Here is a 17,005-nt window from a genome sequence, read left to right as displayed (position 1 = left end):
CCGGTAGTCGGCTTGCACCAGAATGATCTTGAAGCAGGCCGGCGACGCAGCACGTCGCTCACTTCGAACAGGAAGAGAATGGATGCCGATCGCCACTGACCAGCGACCTACCGCGCCATCCCGGTCCGGGCTGACCGCAGCGGAGGCCCGGCGACGCCTTGATGCCCAGGGACCGAACGAACTGCCTAGAGCAGGGCGGCGCACGGTGCCGCACATTCTCGCTGAAGTGGTCCGGGAGCCGATGCTGGCGCTGCTGCTTGCGGGCGGCGTCGCCTATATGCTGCTGGGTGACCTTGGCGAAGCGCTCATCCTCCTTGGCTTCGCGACCTTTTCGATCGGCATCACGGTCATCCAGGAAAGCCGCACCGAGCATGTCCTAGAGGCGCTGCGCGACCTGTCGGCGCCGCGTGCGCTGGTGATCCGCGACGGGACCCGCATCCGCATTGCCGGGCGCGAGGTGGTCGATGGCGACCTGCTCGTCCTGGAGCAGGGGGACAGGGTCGCCGCCGACGCGATGCTGATCGCGGCGGACGATCTTCAGGCCGATGAATCGCTGCTTACCGGCGAGTCCGTACCTGTCCGCAAGCAGGCGGTGCTTCAGGGCGAGGAATCGTTGCGGCGACGGCCGGGCGGGGAGGACCAGCCGCTTGTCTATTCGGGCTCGCTCATCACCCGCGGCTCGGGGCTGGCGCTGGCGATCGCGACCGGCCCGCGCAGCGAGATCGGCAAGATCGGCCAGTCGCTCTCGACGCTCGATGCCGAGCCGCCGCGCCTACGCCGGGAAACCGCCCGGATCGTCCGGCTCTGCGCGATCGGAGGCGGCTTCGTCGCCCTCCTTGTCGTCCTGCTCTTCGGGCTCCTGCGCGGAGGATGGATCGACGCTATGCTCGCGGGAATCGCGATCGGCATGTCCATGCTGCCGGAGGAGTTCCCGGTGGTCCTCACGATCTTCCTCGCGATGGGGGCATGGCGCATTGCCCAAGCCGGCGTCCTCACGCGCCGGGCGGCCGCCATTGAGACGCTCGGTTCCGCGACAATATTATGCACCGACAAAACCGGAACTCTCACCGAGAACCGGATGGCCGTGACGGAGCTGTGGCTGGCGTCGGGCGAGACGGCGACGGTCGACGGCGTGACCGAGCCTTCGACCCGGTTTCACGAACTCCTGGATACCAGTATCCTGGCCAGCGCCCCGGTGCCGGTCGATCCGATGGAGGTCGCCTTTCACCAGGCAGGCGCGGGCATCCCGGACCTTGCAGAACGCCGTGCCAAGCTCAGTTTGGCCCACAGCTATGGACTGCGGCCTGAATTGCTGGCGATGTCGAACGTCTGGCAAGCGCCCGACCCCGAGGCGGCCTGCACGGTGGCGGCCAAGGGCGCGCCGGAGGCCATCGCTGCGCTCTGTCATCTGTCGCCGGATGAGCGCGCGCGCCTGAAGGCTGCCGTCGATACCATGGCTCTAAGGGGCATGCGCGTGCTGGGTGTCGCAACGGCATCGACTGGCCCGGGCGACAGCTTGCCGGAATCCCAGCAGGAGCATGATTTTGCCCTGATCGGTCTGATCGGCCTTGCCGATCCCCTGCGCGCCAGTGTGCCGGCCGCCGTGGCCGAATGCCGTAGCGCCGGGATCAGGGTCGTGATGATCACGGGCGACTACGCTGCCACCGCGCGAGCGATAGCGACGCAGGCCGGAATCATGGATGGCGATGTGCTGACCGGGACCGAGCTCGCTGCCCTGGACGACGCGGCGCTTGCAGAACGGCTGAAGACGGTGACAGTCTTCGCGCGGATCATGCCGGAGCAGAAGCTGCGGATCGTGGCGGCATACAAAGCGGATGGCGAAATCGTCGCCATGACCGGAGACGGGGTGAATGACGCACCGTCGCTCAAGGCCGCGCATATCGGCATCGCCATGGGTAAGCGCGGCACCGATGTCGCCCGGGAAGCCTCGGCGATCGTCCTGCTCGACGATGATTTCGGGTCGATCGTGAAGGCGGTGCGGCTCGGGAGGCGCATCTACGACAATATCCGCAAGGCGATGGCCTTCATCTTTGCCGTCCATGTGCCGATCGCAGGCCTCGCGCTGCTGCCGCTTGCCTTCGGCCTGCCCATCCTGTTCGGGCCGATCCATATCGCGTTGCTCGAGATGATCATCGATCCTGTCTGCGCGCTCGTCTTCGAAGCCGAGCGCGAGGAGCAGGATTTGATGAACCGTAAGCCGCGCCACCCCGAGGAACGGCTCTTCTCGCTGCGCATGATCGGCTGGAGCGTGTTCCAGGGCGGGCTGGGCTTTGTGCTGCTCGCCGGGATATTTCTGGCATCGAGCTATTCCGGCATGCCGGAAGCCGATGCGCGCGCGTTGACCTTCTTTTCGCTCATCGGCGTGATCTTGGTGCTGATCCTGGTCAATCGCTCGTTCGACACATCGCTCCTTCACGCGCTGGTCCGGGGCAATGCGGCCCTGCGCTACGTCCTGGGCGCGGTGGTTGCGGTCGCGGCCATCATCATGACCGTTCCCGCACTTCGTAGCCTACTTAAATTCGGTCCGCTCCATGGCCCCGACCTCGCGATCACCATGGGGTCAGCAGCGCTGCTCCTGATCCTGCTTGAGGCGAGCAAGATGGTCGAGTTGCGGTGGGCGTCAAGCTTTGCACGGCAGCCGCGAACGTGACACGTGCCTATGATGCATCCGGTTGAGGCTGGAATCGCGAGCGTGCGAATATATCCCATGCAGCGATGAACAAAGCCGCCGCCGCCGGACCGATCACGAGCCCGTTGAAGCCGAGTACTTGCAGACCGCCGAGGGTGGAGATCAGGACGACATAATCGGGCATGCGCGCGTCCCGACCCACCAGGATCGGGCGCAGGAGATTGTCCACGAGGCCGATCACGAACAGGCCGCACAGGATCAGAATGACGCCTTCCCAGACCGCGCCGGTTACGAGCAGATAGACAGCGACCGGCGCCCAGACGATGCCTGTCCCGATCGCCGGCAGAAGCGACAGAAACGCCATCAGCACGCCCCAGAGCAACGCGCTATGGATGCCCAGCGCCCAGAAGACGATCCCGCCGATGGCGCCCTGGATGACCGCAACCACGAGGCTGCCCTTGATCGTCGCCCGAATAACGGCGGCGAATTTCGCCAGCAGCGCTGCGCGTTGGTCCGGATCGAGCGGAATGGCCGTTTCCACCCGGGCAGCCACCTGCTTGCCGTCGCGCAAAAGAAAGAAAGTCAGGTAGAGCATGACGCCCAGGGCGACGACGAAGCCGAAGGCGCTCTGGCCGATGCTGAATGCTCGCGCCGTCAGGGTCTGGAAGCTAGCGGCGATCCCGGCGGTCAATTTGGTCCGGACGGAATCGAAATCGCTCAGGCCCAACCCTGTCAGCAGCGACTTCAGCCATTGCGGCAGATGTGCCTGGAACCGGAGGAAGTAGGTGCCGGGATCAGCCTCGCCGCTTTGCATTCGCGCGTAGACGCCCGCCACCTCCTGAAGCAGGAACGCAGAAAGCAGGATGGCGGGGAGGATTACCATCGCCATGATCACGAGCAGCGTCAGCAGAGCGGCAAGGTTGTTCCGCGTCGGCATCGCACGCAGCAGGCGATCGTTGAGAGGCGCGAAGAGGATCGATGCGATGACGCCCCAGAGAATGGCGCCGAACAGCGGTTGCACGATCCACGCGAAGGCCATCGACACGGCCAGGATGAGTACAGCAAAGCTCGTGTCCTCGATGCGGCGCATACGCGGTCCATCAGGCCCTGTCGTGCTCCGCCGCGCTTGCACATCGGATGCAATGTGCGGCGGCGGGCAGCGCCTCGAGCCGTGCCGGCGCTATCGGCTCCCCGCACGTGGTGCACAGGCCATAGGTGTCCGAATCCAGTCTTGCGAGCGCCTGTCGCGTGAGGGCGATTTCGGCCAACGTCGAGCGCTCGACAGCATCCAGTGCTTCATCATCCTGGCGGGCTATCGCCTGTTCTTCGAAATCGGCGTCGAGAGGTTGGCCCTGCTCCTCCTCGATGCGCTCGACTTGGGCGTTCAGTTCGGAGAGGCGATCGGTGAGACGCTGGCGCATAAGGTCGAAATCCATCACGCATCCTGCCTTTCCGCAATCATCGCTGCGACCTCATCGAGCAGGCTCAGGCGCTGCTTTTTCAGGTCTTCGAGTCGGTCATCGGAAGCGGCATCAAGTCCCGCCTCGATCCGGTATATCTGCTGGGCCAACTTATGATGGCGGTCGGCCAGGTCGCGGTAATGCGCGCTCTCCAGCTTCAGCGCGTGAAGGATCTCGCGCTGCGCGGGAAACAGCGCGTGCAGATCGTGGCCAAGTTCACTCATCTTTTCTCCGATCGAAGTTTGTCGTTGGGGACAGGTGTGTGGTTACCGCTCGTACACGGCGGCGCCAGCGCATCGAGCGGGCGGGCATCATGCGGCCAGCCGCTCCTGATACATCGGAGTTGCCGATGCGCGCGCGCGTCGCAGGGCAAGCAACCGCCGTTGGTAACTGCTGACGAACTGCTGATGAATGCAACGGGCTTCAGCACAGCTGGTGATACGGGCCAATGTCCGGTGTGAACGGCAGCGGTCTAGCAGGTAGGAAATGTCGGGATCATCCATGATGGCAGGCCTCCTTCCATGAGAAGGTGCCGCCTGACGGGGTAGATGTCGCTACGTGAATCTCCGCACCAGTTGGATCGATTGGTGCGTCTGCGGGAGGAAGGCTTCTACGCCGAGTCAGCATTCTGCCGCTGGGGCAAGGACCGACACACGGGACGTTTACGAGGGTTCCGCGGCTCCGACATCGGGCAGCTTGTCGCGCTGTGCAAGGGCAATGTCGATCAACGCGGGAAGGCTCGGCACCGCGAGCTTCCGCATCAGCCTCGCGCGATGGATTTCCACTGTCCTGTGGCTGATTCCCAGCTCCCGACCGATTTCCTTGTTGGTAAGCCCGTGCAGGAGCCAGGCCACGACTTCGCGCTCACGTGCCGTCAGCCGATCGATGTCCCTGGCATCGGGCGTCCGGTGAAGGTGTCCGCATTTGCTGGTCGCCAGCTGGATGGCATCCAGAAGACGCTGCTCGGACAGCGGCTTTTCAAGGATGTCGACAGCGCCGGCCCGAATAGCGGCAACGCCAAATGCGAAGTCCGGCGCTGCCTTCGCGAGCAACACAGCTTGCACCGATCCACGCTTGCGAAGGGTGGCGATGGCATCCGACACGTCATCCTGAACACTGTCGGCGTCGAACAGGACGATACCCGGCGCCAGCCGCGTCGAAGCCACAAGAAAGTCGTGAAGCGTCGCAAAGTAACGCGAAGCGACAGCACTCAGCGCTGACATCAGTTCAGGGCGCAGCTCGTTGCCGATACAGTAGACTGCGGGAGTTCCCGCAGCCGCCGATAAATCCTTCACCGTCCCGCCTTTCCACTCGTGCAACCTACGAAGGGGGCGGTGGGCATGTCATACGCAATGCTACGGACTCTCCCCGGGAGATTGCGCGTGGGCTCGGCCAAGCGAGGCACGGTCCTGGCAGGGGAAATATAGAGCCGCAAGGCAATGGCAATGCTCGTTGCTGCCGGGTCCACGGCAACGCTGCCGGTTTCATTCTGCTTGAGGACATCATCGCAGAGCCTTCCGGATCGCTGCGTCGAGGCCTTCAGACCCTTGCAAAGTTGGCGCGAGACGGCGGTGCCTGATTTCCGGCGATCAAGCGCCCGAAACCCTCGGCGGAATCATGGGCAGGCGATCCCGCCGGCAGGTCCTTCGACCGTCCTCAGACCTTAGTATCCACCAACATGGTCAGGATAAGATGCGGGCGATGATAGTCTCGGTATAACGGTCATCACCTGCATCATAGCCATCGAACGGATTGAACGGCTCTGAGGTGATGACCGCACCGCGAAGACCCGAAAGCTTGAAGGTGCCCAGTTTCGTTTCGGTGGACCTGGCGCCATTGCGCTCGATAACCACAGCATCCGCGAACCGGTCGCCGTGCCGCGTGTAGAGGATGTGCGGCGCAAGGATCACCAGCCCACGATTGTAGCTTGCCCGCACACACAGCTGATGGGTGATCGCGTGGGCGAAGATGCTCTCTCCCTCATCTTCCGGCGCGTTTCCGCCGCCTGAATGGCGGAGCGTCAAGGTTTTGCGAATCTGCATCATGCCACTGGCTATTCACCGTCTCAGGTCGTTGCAAGAACGAACCTGAAGATATTGCGATGAGGAAATCCAATGCTGGACACATCCCGCATTTGGTGACCTTGCCATAGCATAACGATCGCGCGATAGTCTCGACCAATAGACGTTCGCGCGCGCGTGAGAGGGCAGAGCGGGCGCGAACGGCGTTGTCGGAATGGCCGGTAGCGCCTGGAATCGTATCATGCACGCATGAGAAATATCCACCCGCATCGCCGCCGAATGGACACGCAACATTCGAGGTCGTCTCGATTTCCGCCGCGGCGCGAGAGCCTGTTGCCGGTGGCGTCGAGCGGGACCGTAAGGCCCGTCCGGGTGCCAAACCTACTGAGCGATCCACGCGACGAGAGCGCTCATCGTCGCGCCTGTAAGTAGATGACCCGATAGGGAAGCAATGTCGCATAGCCTACGGATATCTTCTGTCGATACCTTGGGAATTCGTCCCGGCAACGCGACACATCGTAGGAGGCCCGCCAGTGAGTTACGCAACTTTGATGGTGCATCTGGAGCTCGGCCGGTCCAATGCCGCGCTGCTCAATGTTGCTGCCGACCTGGCCGAACGATCGCAGGCTGGCGTCATCGGAATTGCCGCGTGCCAGCCGTTGATGGCGACGGCATTTGCTGGCGCTTATGTTTCCGGTGAAGCGATCGAACTGGATCGTGTCGAAATTGAAAGCGAAGCCAAGGAGGCCCAGGCAGAGTTTCGAGCTCTGCTGGACGGCCGAGTCGCGGATATTGAATGGCGCTGCGTGGAGATGGCCACGCCGCTTGCGGACTATTTCGCACGCGAGGCACGCGGCGTCGATGTCATCCTGACCGCACCGGATCGTGGCGGCTCGCTGCTTCCCGATACACGACGCGCAAATATCGGCGATCTGGTGATGCAGACTGGGCGACCGGTAATTGTCGTTCCTACGCACGCTAAGGGGCTGCGACCGGAGCAGGTGCTGGTGGCCTGGAAGGACAGCCGTGAAGCCCGGCGTGCCGCACTTGATGCATTGCCGCTACTGGAAATGGCCGGCCATGTGACTGTCGTCGAGGTCGCTAGGGAGGAGGACGAAGCTGCGGCCGGTCGGCGGCTGACCGATGTGGCCGCATGGCTCAAAAGACACGGTATTCTGGCGGAGACGCTGGTGGCGCCGTCGACCGGCGATGATGTGGCTGCCCTTGCGGCGGTCGCTCGCGCTCAGCACGCCGATGTCGTTGTCGCCGGAGCATATGGGCACGGCCGGCTCCGGGAATGGGCGTTTGGTGGCGTGACCGCCGATCTGTTGCTGGATCCCGTAAGATGCACAATGCTGTCCCATTGACCGCTGTCGACATAGGGGGCGGGCGGTCGCTGGCTCCAAAAGCAAACGCGCGATCAGCGCAAGTGATCGTGACGTCGCAAAAGATCGTGCTGCTCCTGGTCACACTCGGCCTCGCAAGCTGTGACAAGATGGTGGATCCACGCAGCAATGACACCAACAGAAGGGCGGCCGCGGCGGCGGTGACCCAATATGAGATAAACACGGAAGGGGCCAGCGCGGCGGATCGGTGCCTACAGGCCGGGTTGGCGGCCGCAGCCTATCTGCAGGCCCAGGATGAAAGCAACTACGCAAAGTGGAGGGCACTGGAGGAGGCCAGCTGTGCTGAAACGAAGACAGCAAGATAGCACTGATCAATGCCTCAAGTGGCAAGCTGATGCGGAACGCGGCGGGTCGAGGCAAGGCTGAGCGGTCCGGCGGGCAGCCCGCGCCACAATCCGCCGCTCCGATTGAGATATACCGAGATGATGGACGGTCAACATGGCTTATGTTCCTTTGTGCCGCGGTCGTTTCGTAAGCACCGCCACCAAATTCTGCACCGCATCCCGCAACGAGACGACCGCCTCTGGAGAAAGGTCAAGGCCTTCGCCCAGCGTCGCGGGCACGCTACTCGCCGGCACCCGCAGGCAGCGCCCGGCCTCGGTCAGCGCAACGATCACGCGGCGCTCGTCGGCGAGATCCCGTCGACGCGTGAGAAGTCCGGCAGCCTCCATCCGTTTCAGGAGCGGCGTGAGCGTTCCACTGTCCAGATGCAGCGTGGCGCCGAGCTCGCCAATGGTGTGGGGCTCAGACTCCCAGAGCACCAGCATGACAAGATACTGGGGGTAGGTGAGACCGATCTTTGACAGAACCGGACAATAAAGCCGGGTCAAAAGGTTCGAGGCGGCATAAAGCGGGAAGCAGACCTGACGGTCCAGTCGCAGGGGATCGTCCTCCGTCATCGCCGTTTCCGCCGAGATCTCGTCAGCGTCCGCTTCCCGCCTCACCATCAGCGCGTGCTCACGCTAATCGCGACGTCCACATTACCCCGGACTGCGTTCGAGTAAGGGCAGACGGCATGCGCGGCTGCGATCAGGTCTTCGGCGGCGACCTGCTCCAGGCCCGCGATCGAAACGTCGAGAGCGGCGGCCAATTTGAAACCGCCGCTGCCGTTGGGCAGAAGGCTGACCGTGGCGACCACTTCAAAATCATCATCGGCCATAGCGAGCTTCTTGCTCCGCGCGACGTGAATGGCCGCATTCTCGAAACAGGCGGCATAGCCGGCCGCGAACAGCTGCTCAGGATTAGTGGCTCCGCCCTTGCCTCCAAGCCCCGTCGGCAGGGCCAGGGAAAGTTCGAGCAGTCCGTCATCGCTGCGAACCGTGCCCGCACGGCCGCCCACGGCTTTGACTCTCGTCGTATACAGTGTGCTCATGATAATCCTCCAGTTGAAATGGTATGCACACCCGGCGTTCCATTGTTCTCGGAGCCGCTGCCCTCAATATCTTCGAGTCGCGGGTGTGCCAGACAGCGTGGCCATGCCTATGACGAAGCGGTACTTCACGTTCGTCCGTGTCAAGCATTCGCGGGCGTCGCTGATATTGCCGATCACGATCGTCTCGCAGTCGGGACCGATGTTCTCTGCGGCACAGAAGCTGGGCAACTCCGGGGATGGAATGATCTCCTTCTCGTTCGATCGCAGTCACGTCCCGTGATTATCGCTCACGAGGCGCCAGGATCCGTTCCCACGGATCCGACTCGATGGGTGCACACAATCAAATTGCACACAATATAATGTTGAACAATATATTTCTCAGATTCTAGGATGGAATCGCGTGAAGATGGCCGGGCAGGCGCGGGGCCCAGCTGCAAGAAGGGGAGGCGGCTAAGGTCCAGCCCAGCCAACGTCCGACGATCCCGACCCCGAAGCGACGCGAGGTACGACCGATTTTCTCCATTCCTACTCAATGCCGCAGATCGGCAGAGTCGACGCGGCCCGTCGGTCCGACCCTTGCCGGACCCGCACTCATATGCCAGCTATTGTCTGCTTGGCCTATGAAGAGTGTTGTCGAGTGGGGGGATGCAGGTTTCGTCCGGAATCGCCGTCTCGATCCCGGTCTCGATCTCCGTTATCGCACGAGCGCGACGCCTATTCTGAACCGCGTCATGCGCCGATCATAGTCGAGCAGGTTCTCGCCATAGCCAACGAAACTCTGTCCGAACAGATAAAGGTCCGGACCACCCCCCAGCAGACGAGGCAGCGGATAGGAGAGATCGGCACTGAGCGCGCCCTTGCCGCTCGAAAAGTTGAACCGGGTGGAGGTGGAGAGGCGCAGTCCTTCATCCTCCCCGATCTCCACGAATAGCCCCGTGATGCCGCGGTATCGGCGGATATCGGGATTGTCCGACTTGTCGCCGACGAAAAGCGCCAGACGTGGTGCGACCGAGAGGCGATAGTCTCCGCCGAGCGGGATCGCCGCCATCGGCGCGACATAGACGCTGTTGATGCTGCGCGACGCCGCGCCGTCGCGCCCGTTCGATTCATGCCGGATACCGCCCTGCGCGCTCACCGAGATGCCGTTCGACAAAGTGGCGGAAGGGGTCAGATAGAAGAGTTCGGGCTGATAATCGACATTGCGGAACGGCGAGGAGTTCCCGCCCAGGTCCCAGAACATACGCTGGCTATAGGCGAAGTGAAGCCCATCACGCCAGGACCCCGGCAGCCCATCAGCCCGTCTCGATCCGAACAGCTGGTATTTGAAGCTGATCTGGATCCTTGCCTCACTGTTGGTGCCAGGCCCGTAGACGGCGTAGATCGGCTCATAGGCCGAGAGATTGACGAGAAAGGCATTGCCAGCCGAACGGTCGGCGGGCGGCGGCGCCGCTTCCCGCTCCGGCTCGGAAGGCGCCTGCGGTGCGGATATGGCTTGCGCCACTTGCGTCGCCGACCGCAAAGCAACAGTGATCTGCTGCGAACGCCACGCCGGAATGGAAAGCGTCGCGCCATCCAGCGTCAGGTCGGAAGGCGCGCGAAAGCAATAGCGAGCGCGCATGAACCCGCCAGGCGGCACGGTCAGGCTGGCCGGGACATTCGCAGCGCGTTCGAGCCAGACGGTCCGGACAGATCCGGCAGCCCCGATCCGTGCCTCGATTCGGTCGGGCAAGGATACCGTTTGTGGATCTCGGTCCCCGTTGAGCAATCGCAGATCGACCAGAATGGCGCCGTCCTGGTCGCGCTGGCCGGCGTCGCCGATCAGGATCTCGACCGGCGAGGCGGCATGGGCCGTCGGCGCGAGGAGAATCGATGCGCCAGCCATGAACCAGAAGTGCGGACGGATCGTCATGCGCGCAGGTGCCAACCGCTGTCGCCTGCACCACGGACCGGATAATCGAGCAGCCGCGTATGTTCGCGCGCGATCCTGGCGTTGCGCCGCGGTCGCTTGCCCGGCGGGAGGGCGAGGTGAAATGTCCGGTCGGAGAAGACCTGGAGGAGCATTGCGGGCGGAAAAGCCGAGGCGAGCCGGGTAACCGCGGCGCGAATGAATGTCTCTGCAACGTCTTCCAACGGGTCTGGTGGCGAAGTGGCGGCGGATGTGTCCATGTTCCTCATCTCCAATCGGACATGCCCTTCCATCGCCTGACAGCGAGGAACACGCACTACGCGATGACGTAGCCTGACTCAGCATCCTCCCCTGAAACCGCCTCCGATTATACCATCGTTATCAAGCGGCTACTCTCATCTTACCACCACGCATGTCTTTCCGAGAGTCGCCAATTTCACAGAACGGTACTGCAGGGGAGAGATAAGGCGCAACCCCGGCCATCAGTATATTTGCGCCTGGCCCGACACAGAATATGTCCTTCGCCATCCGATTTGTGACGATCCTGCCGCTCCAGCCGTCGTCCATTCCTCACGCTTTCCCGGATGGAAAGAGGAACGAATTAGCGTCGATACGAAACGCATAAGTATAGTTCCCGATGGCGGGGTGGTGCTCCGGCGATGCACATGAACCGCATATCCCGTGGTGATCGGGAATCCAAAACGCCAGGGAGAGGTGCCGGATCGGCTTGGCGACGCCCGTTTTGGGCGGCGGCTTTCGTGCGCTCTGGAGAACCGGATGTTCGACTTCAATGACAAGGTCGCGATCGTGACCGGAGCCGCCAGCGGGTTGGGCGAAGCCATTTCCCGTGAGTTGGCTGCCTCCGGCGCCCGGCTCGTGCTCGCCGATCTCGATGTCGACCGCGCGGACACTCTGGCCGCCCAGATCGGTGACAACCGGGCCATTCCGCTTCGGACAGACGTAGCGAACGCCGCGGATGTCGAGGCGATGGTGGCTTTCGCGGTGAAGACCTTCGGTCGCCTTGATCTTGCCGTGAACAATGCAGGCGTAGGCGGCGTCTCCGCTCCAGCGGGTGAATATGATCTTGCCGAATGGCGGCGCGTGCTCAGCGTCGACATGGACGGCGTGTTCTACGGCATGCGCTATCAGATTCCCGCGATGCTCGCCTCGGGCGGCGGGGCGATCGTCAACATGAGCTCGATCTGCGGCATGCTCGGCCTGCCCGGCACGATCGCCTATACGGCCGCCAAGCATGCCGTGGTCGGCATGACCCGAACCGCCGCCGTCGACTATGCGCGTAAGGGAATCCGCGTCAACGCGGTCGGGCCGGCCGTCATCGACACGCCGCTGATCCGGGCGCAGGGCGAACCGTCGCCCGCGCTGATCGATCAGCATCCTATTGGCCGGCTCGGCCGGCCCGAGGAGGTGGCGGTGCTTGTCGCCTTTCTGCTCTCCGATCGCGCCTCGTTCATGACCGGCGGCTACTATCCCGTCGATGGCGGCTATCTCGCGCAGTGACCGCGTCGCCCACTCCCTTTTCATCAGCACTAGCAGCAAGGAATTTCTCATGTCCCGTATAGCGCTTATCACCGGCGGCGTGAGCGGCATCGGCGCCGCGACCGCACGACTCCTCAAGGCGCACGGCTACACCGTCGTCGCCAATTATTTCGGCAACGAGGCCGAAGCCCAGGCGTTTCACGACGAGACGGGCATTCCGGTCTATGGCTGGAACGTGGGAGATTTTGCCGCGAGCCAGGCGGGCGTCGCCAAGGTGGTCGCGGAGGTCGGGCCGGTCGATATCCTCGTCAACAATGCCGGCATCACCCGCGACGGCACGCTCCACAAGATGAGCGAGGAGCAATGGCGCAGCGTGATCGACGTCGACCTCGGCGGCTGCTTCAACATGTGCCGTGCAGTGATCGAAGGCATGCGCGAGCGGCGCTTCGGCCGGATCGTCAATGTGAGTTCAGTCAACGGCCTGTCGGGGCAGTTCGGCCAGACCAACTATGCCGCTGCCAAGGCGGGCGTGATCGGCTTCACCAAGGCTCTCGCGCTCGAGGGCGCGGCGCGCAACGTCACGGTCAATGCGATCGCGCCGGGCTATACCGACACGGCTATGGTCGCCGCAGTATCAGCGGACGCGATGAAGGCAGTTCTCGGCGCCGTTCCGGTCGGCCGTCTCGGCACGCCCGATGAGATCGCGCGCGGCGTCCTCTTCCTGATCGAGGACGAAGCCGGCTTTGTCACTGGCGCCACGCTTTCGATCAACGGCGGCAAATACATGGCCTGAAGCGGCCGAATGGAAGGAGAAGATCATGACCACGAATGTTGTTCTTTGCGCACCCGTGCGAACCGCCATCGGCAGCTATGGCGGCAGCCTCAAGGACATGGCCGCGCCGAGACTCGGCAGTATCGCCATCGCGGAGACGCTGAAGCGCGCCGGCGTAACCGGGGAGGCGATCGATACGGTCGTCATGGGCCAGGTGGTGCAGGCCGGTGCGAAGATGAACCCGGCGCGGCAGGCGGCGATCGGGGGCGGAATCCCCGACACTGTGCCGGCGATGACCGTCAACCGGGTCTGCGGCTCCGGAGCCCAGGCGATCGCCACCGCAGCGCAGGAGATCATGCTGGGCCTGACGAATGCCGCGGTCGCGGGCGGGATGGAGAATATGGATCAGGCACCCTACCTCATCGAGAAGGGCCGCTGGGGCTATCGGATGGGAGACGGCAAGCTTTTCGACAGCATGCTCCATGATGGTCTCAACGACGCATTCGTCGACCAGCATTCGGGCTGGGTGACCGAGGATCTCGTCACGAAATTCCAGATCTCGCGCGAAGCCCAGGACAGCTGGGCCGTGCGTTCGCAGCAGCGGTTCAGTACGGCCCAGGCGGCCGGCAAGTTCGATAGCGAGATCGTGGCGGTCGAAATTCCGGGACGAAAGGGGCCGACCAGCTTCTCGCGGGACGAGCAGAACCGGTCGGATGCGACGCTCGAAAGCCTCGCCCACCTCAAGCCGGCCTTTCGTCCGGAAGGAACAATCACGGCAGGCAATGCGCCCGGCCTCAATACCGGTGCGGCGGCGATGATCGTGGCGAGCGAGGACTGGGCCAGCCAGCACGGCGTTGCTCCGGTCGGTCGGCTGGTCGCTTTCGGCGTGGGTGCGGTGGAGCCCGGACTGTTCGGGCTGGGGCCGGTCCCGGCCGTGCGCCAGGCGCTCACCCGTGCGGGCTGGTCGGTGTCGGATCTCGAACGGGTCGAGATCAACGAGGCGTTTGCCGCCATCGCCATCGCCGTCGTAAGGGAACTGGGCTTGCCCGAGGACATCGTCAACGTTGAAGGCGGAGCTATCGCCCACGGACATCCGATCGGCGCGACGGGTGCCGTGCTAACCGCGCGGCTTCTCCAGTCGATGCGGCGCGACGGGCTCAGGCGGGGGCTCGTCACGCTTTGCATCGGGGGCGGGCAGGGCGTTGCCCTGCTCCTTGAGGCAGTCTCCTGAGCGAAGAGGCTTGGGGCGGCGATCGATCTTCCATCGACGCTGCCCTGGCCCGAACGCAACCGATAAGGTGTCGCGTGCCCATGCTCATCGCGAGCTTTCTGGAAAACCCACTCTCGCAGGGGAACCGGAGAGCCGTGGATAGCGGCACGTCTGTTCATACGGGTGGCGGTCCGGTGACCGGTCGACTAGGCGAATTGCAGAGCTCCGACGGTACGGCCCAAGGACTCTCGATTGTCGGGATCGAAAAATCATTCGGCGCCCGAAAGGTTCTCCACGGCGTTTCGCTCAACGTCAAACCGGGCGAAATCGTGGGGCTGCTTGGTCCCAACGGCGCCGGAAAGACGATTTGCTTCTATGCGATCGTCGGCTTGACGAGCGTCGATGCCGGCACGATCCTGCTTGGCGGAGCGGATGTCACGGCGCTTCCGATGGACAGGCGCGCGGCACGGGGTCTGGGCTATCTTCCGCAGGAGCCATCGGTCTTTCGGGGAATGACGGTTGCGGAAAACATCACCGCGGTGCTCGAGTGCCGCACGGACGATCCCGCGGTGATCGCGGCGCGCCTTGATGAACTGCTCGCCGAGTTCAGTATTGCCCATGTCCGCGATACGCCGGCTCCGGCTTTGTCAGGCGGAGAACGCCGCCGCACCGAGATTGCTCGTGCGATGGCTGCACAGCCGGCGATCATGTTGCTGGACGAGCCCTTTACCGGCATCGACCCCTTGTCGATCGTCGATATCAAGCTGATGGTGCGCGACCTCAAGCAGCATCGGGTCGGCGTCCTCATAACCGACCATAATGTCCACGAGATGCTCGAACTGGTCGATCGGGCCTATGTCATCCATGAGGGGAGGGTGCTGTTCGAGGGGGCGCCCGACGCCGTGCTTCACAATCCCGATGTGCGCAGACTCTACCTTGGCGAGAACTATGAGCAGTGACCTGTCCTTTGGTCGATCATGGCCGCTCCGTTGCCGCCGCTCAGCACCGGGCCAGCCTCGACGGCGGCCTGCTCGTGTTCATGCATCGGGGCGACGGCATGACGCCAGACTTGCGGTCGGAGTCCGTATCCAACAGGATCGAACATGGAGTTAACCGGAGCAGTCTTCGTCCAGGAAGGGCATTCCGCGCGCGATGAGATTCATGGTGCGCTTGAGATAGTCGGCTTTGGCGCGGGATGTGTTTTCCAGTTCGTGCCGCAGGAGAATGCGCGTCCGTGGGCAGGTGACCAACGCATCGAAGAGGAAGGTCGCGAGGAACGGCAGATCATACGCGCGCTTTTCGTCGCCATCGCCGACTTGTTCGAGGATGGATTGGATCAACGCAATCCCCGCCTTCGCGCCCATCGAAGGAGTGACCTGGCTGACCTCCGATTTATGGTCGGCAATCCAGCTGACAAGTGACTCCAAACCTATGGCTTCGCGCTTGAGCGATGCATCGAGCATTTTCCTGCTAACATGGAGAAGTTTGTCCTGCGTCGAGCCGGCCGGAATATTCGCGGCGATTGGCCTGAGATAATGCGCCGTCCCATGTTCGATGGCAGCAAAAAGCAGCGCCGTTTTGGACCCGAACCGGGAATAGAGCGTGCGCTTGGACACATTGGCGGCATTCGCAATCCCCTCCATGCTGGCGCCTTCCACGCCCTGGGCGATGAACTGCTCGAGCGCCACATCAAGAATGTGAACGCCCAGTAGGGCCGCGATTTCCTGCGTCGGCCGACCACCTTTGGGGTCACGCGGCGGCAGGCGCCTGGCGGTTCCGGTTGATGTTGCTCGTGTCATAAAACCGTCTCTAACCCGATCATCCAGGTCTTGCATGAGTTTTGACTTGATCCGGTATCGCCAGGAGGCGATAACAAAACCGCTAAGTATACATACGCATTGTCCGGGGAGGAGCTGTGGGGGAAACCTCGCGGCGCATCTGAAACAGGAACGGACCCGGACGATCATGACGGATATCGCACTCGTAACCGGTGGCACGCGCGGGATCGGCGCGGCCATCGCCCGATCGCTGAAGGCCGAAGGCCATGAGGTAGCGGCCGTCTATCATGGCAATGACGCCGCCGCCGCCCGGTTCAAGCAGGACACCGGCATACCGGTGTTCAAGTGGGACGTTGCGGACGAGGCGGCGTGCCGGGACGGCGTGGCCCAGGTCGAAGAACGGCTTGGGCCGGTGTCCATCCTCATCAACAATGCGGGCATCACCCGCGACGGGGTCTTCCACAAGATGAGCTGGGACAATTGGCGGTCCGTGCTGGCGACCAACCTCGACTCGATGTTCACCATGACCCGCGCAATCATCGGGGGCATGCGCGAGCGGCGCTTCGGCCGGATCATCAACATCTCGTCGATCAATGGGCAGAAGGGCCAGGTCGGGCAGGTCAACTATTCCGCGGCGAAGGCGGGCGTGATCGGCTTCACCAAGGCGCTGGCTCAGGAAAATGCCGCGCGCGGCATAACCGTCAACGCCGTCTGCCCCGGTTATGTCGACACGGACATGGTCGCCGCCGTCAAGGAGGAGGTGCGCGCCGGGATCATCGCCGGCATCCCTGTCGGCCGTCTCGGCGACCCCGACGAGGTTGCGCAAGCCGTCTCCTATTTCGCCTCGCCAAAGGCAGCCTTCTGCACGGGTTCGGTGCTCACCATCAACGGCGGGCAATATATCGCGAATGGCTGAGCCTCGTCTGCCGTCAT

19 protein-coding genes are annotated in these 17,005 nt (G+C 63.2%); 8 read left to right on the top strand and 11 right to left on the bottom strand.

Annotated elements, in window-relative coordinates:
- The first annotated feature begins 82 nt into the window (after positions 1 to 82).
- Positions 83 to 2,671, top strand: a complete 2,589-nt coding sequence (locus tag LDB26_RS11275) for a cation-translocating P-type ATPase (protein ID WP_043153848.1) — start codon at positions 83 to 85, stop codon at positions 2,669 to 2,671.
- A gap of 7 nt (positions 2,672 to 2,678) precedes the next feature.
- Here the strand turns inward: LDB26_RS11275 and LDB26_RS11270 are convergent, their stop codons facing one another.
- The 6 genes from LDB26_RS11270 to LDB26_RS11245 all read right to left on the bottom strand — a co-directional run bounded on the left by LDB26_RS11270 (position 2,679) and on the right by LDB26_RS11245 (position 6,155).
- Entirely contained in the window at positions 2,679 to 3,740 is a 1,062-nt protein-coding gene (locus tag LDB26_RS11270) for an AI-2E family transporter (RefSeq protein ID WP_257538473.1), read from the bottom strand.
- Between the two features lie 10 nt (positions 3,741 to 3,750).
- Entirely contained in the window at positions 3,751 to 4,086 is a 336-nt protein-coding gene (locus LDB26_RS11265) for a TraR/DksA C4-type zinc finger protein (protein WP_048576312.1), read from the bottom strand.
- On the bottom strand, positions 4,086 to 4,334 hold the full coding sequence (locus LDB26_RS11260) for a YdcH family protein (protein ID WP_043153844.1): 249 nt from the start codon (positions 4,332 to 4,334) through the stop codon (positions 4,086 to 4,088). Before LDB26_RS11260 ends, LDB26_RS11265 begins: the two co-directional genes overlap by 1 nt.
- An 87-nt stretch (positions 4,335 to 4,421) precedes the next feature.
- The gene (locus tag LDB26_RS11255) at positions 4,422 to 4,613 is read right to left on the bottom strand and encodes a hypothetical protein (RefSeq protein ID WP_257538472.1); all 192 of its coding nucleotides are present in this window, start codon (positions 4,611 to 4,613) and stop codon (positions 4,422 to 4,424) included.
- A gap of 159 nt (positions 4,614 to 4,772) precedes the next feature.
- The gene (locus LDB26_RS11250) at positions 4,773 to 5,333 is read right to left on the bottom strand and encodes a response regulator transcription factor (RefSeq protein ID WP_257538471.1); all 561 of its coding nucleotides are present in this window, start codon (positions 5,331 to 5,333) and stop codon (positions 4,773 to 4,775) included.
- A gap of 459 nt (positions 5,334 to 5,792) precedes the next feature.
- Complete coding sequence (locus LDB26_RS11245) at positions 5,793 to 6,155, bottom strand: hypothetical protein (RefSeq protein WP_257538470.1); 363 nt, start codon at positions 6,153 to 6,155, stop codon at positions 5,793 to 5,795.
- 527 nt (positions 6,156 to 6,682) lie between these two features.
- Here LDB26_RS11245 and LDB26_RS11240 point away from each other — a divergent pair.
- Both LDB26_RS11240 and LDB26_RS11235 read left to right on the top strand, forming a co-directional pair.
- On the top strand, positions 6,683 to 7,498 hold the full coding sequence (locus tag LDB26_RS11240; RefSeq protein WP_257538469.1) for a universal stress protein: 816 nt from the start codon (positions 6,683 to 6,685) through the stop codon (positions 7,496 to 7,498).
- Positions 7,495 to 7,842: a hypothetical protein gene (locus LDB26_RS11235; protein WP_257538467.1), complete on the top strand. Its 348-nt coding sequence runs from the start codon at positions 7,495 to 7,497 to the stop codon at positions 7,840 to 7,842. Before LDB26_RS11240 ends, LDB26_RS11235 begins: the two co-directional genes overlap by 4 nt.
- Positions 7,843 to 7,980: 138 nt before the next feature.
- On the opposite strand, the gene LDB26_RS11230 is transcribed toward LDB26_RS11235, so the two are convergent.
- From LDB26_RS11230 to LDB26_RS11215, 4 genes are all read right to left on the bottom strand, one after another.
- Positions 7,981 to 8,436 (bottom strand): MarR family winged helix-turn-helix transcriptional regulator, encoded by a 456-nt coding sequence (locus LDB26_RS11230; RefSeq protein ID WP_257538466.1) that lies wholly within the window; start codon positions 8,434 to 8,436, stop codon positions 7,981 to 7,983.
- A 47-nt stretch (positions 8,437 to 8,483) separates the two neighbouring features.
- Positions 8,484 to 8,909 carry an organic hydroperoxide resistance protein gene (locus LDB26_RS11225; RefSeq protein ID WP_257538465.1) on the bottom strand — a complete coding sequence of 142 codons (426 nt, stop codon included), beginning with the start codon at positions 8,907 to 8,909 and terminating at the stop codon, positions 8,484 to 8,486.
- 694 nt (positions 8,910 to 9,603) lie between these two features.
- A complete protein-coding gene (locus LDB26_RS11220; protein WP_043153833.1) occupies positions 9,604 to 10,818 on the bottom strand; it encodes a phospholipase A in 1,215 nt (404 codons plus the stop codon).
- Entirely contained in the window at positions 10,815 to 11,075 is a 261-nt protein-coding gene (locus LDB26_RS11215; protein WP_257538464.1) for a hypothetical protein, read from the bottom strand. Before LDB26_RS11215 ends, LDB26_RS11220 begins: the two co-directional genes overlap by 4 nt.
- A 517-nt stretch (positions 11,076 to 11,592) precedes the next feature.
- On the opposite strand from LDB26_RS11215, the gene LDB26_RS11210 reads away from it, so the two are divergent.
- The 4 genes from LDB26_RS11210 to lptB all read left to right on the top strand — a co-directional run bounded on the left by LDB26_RS11210 (position 11,593) and on the right by lptB (position 15,253).
- Positions 11,593 to 12,333, top strand: a complete 741-nt coding sequence (locus LDB26_RS11210; RefSeq protein WP_257538463.1) for an SDR family NAD(P)-dependent oxidoreductase — start codon at positions 11,593 to 11,595, stop codon at positions 12,331 to 12,333.
- A 49-nt stretch (positions 12,334 to 12,382) separates the two neighbouring features.
- Complete coding sequence (phbB, locus tag LDB26_RS11205; protein ID WP_257538462.1) at positions 12,383 to 13,105, top strand: acetoacetyl-CoA reductase; 723 nt, start codon at positions 12,383 to 12,385, stop codon at positions 13,103 to 13,105.
- A gap of 25 nt (positions 13,106 to 13,130) precedes the next feature.
- Entirely contained in the window at positions 13,131 to 14,315 is a 1,185-nt protein-coding gene (locus LDB26_RS11200; protein ID WP_257538461.1) for an acetyl-CoA C-acyltransferase, read from the top strand.
- 80 nt (positions 14,316 to 14,395) lie between these two features.
- On the top strand, positions 14,396 to 15,253 hold the full coding sequence (lptB, locus tag LDB26_RS11195; RefSeq protein WP_373886202.1) for an LPS export ABC transporter ATP-binding protein: 858 nt from the start codon (positions 14,396 to 14,398) through the stop codon (positions 15,251 to 15,253).
- A 150-nt stretch (positions 15,254 to 15,403) separates the two neighbouring features.
- Here lptB and LDB26_RS11190 read toward each other — a convergent pair whose 3' ends face one another.
- Complete coding sequence (locus LDB26_RS11190) at positions 15,404 to 16,129, bottom strand: TetR/AcrR family transcriptional regulator (protein WP_257538459.1); 726 nt, start codon at positions 16,127 to 16,129, stop codon at positions 15,404 to 15,406.
- 130 nt (positions 16,130 to 16,259) lie between these two features.
- Here LDB26_RS11190 and phbB (LDB26_RS11185) point away from each other — a divergent pair, with 130 nt between their 5' ends.
- On the top strand, positions 16,260 to 16,988 hold the full coding sequence (gene phbB, locus LDB26_RS11185; RefSeq protein WP_257538458.1) for an acetoacetyl-CoA reductase: 729 nt from the start codon (positions 16,260 to 16,262) through the stop codon (positions 16,986 to 16,988).
- The last annotated feature ends 17 nt before the right edge of the window (positions 16,989 to 17,005 follow it).

The sequence above is a fragment of the Sphingobium sp. CFD-1 genome, from assembly GCF_024611115.1.
Lineage (GTDB): Bacteria > Pseudomonadota > Alphaproteobacteria > Sphingomonadales > Sphingomonadaceae > Sphingobium > Sphingobium baderi_A.
This window is presented reverse-complemented; position numbering and strand designations above follow the sequence as displayed.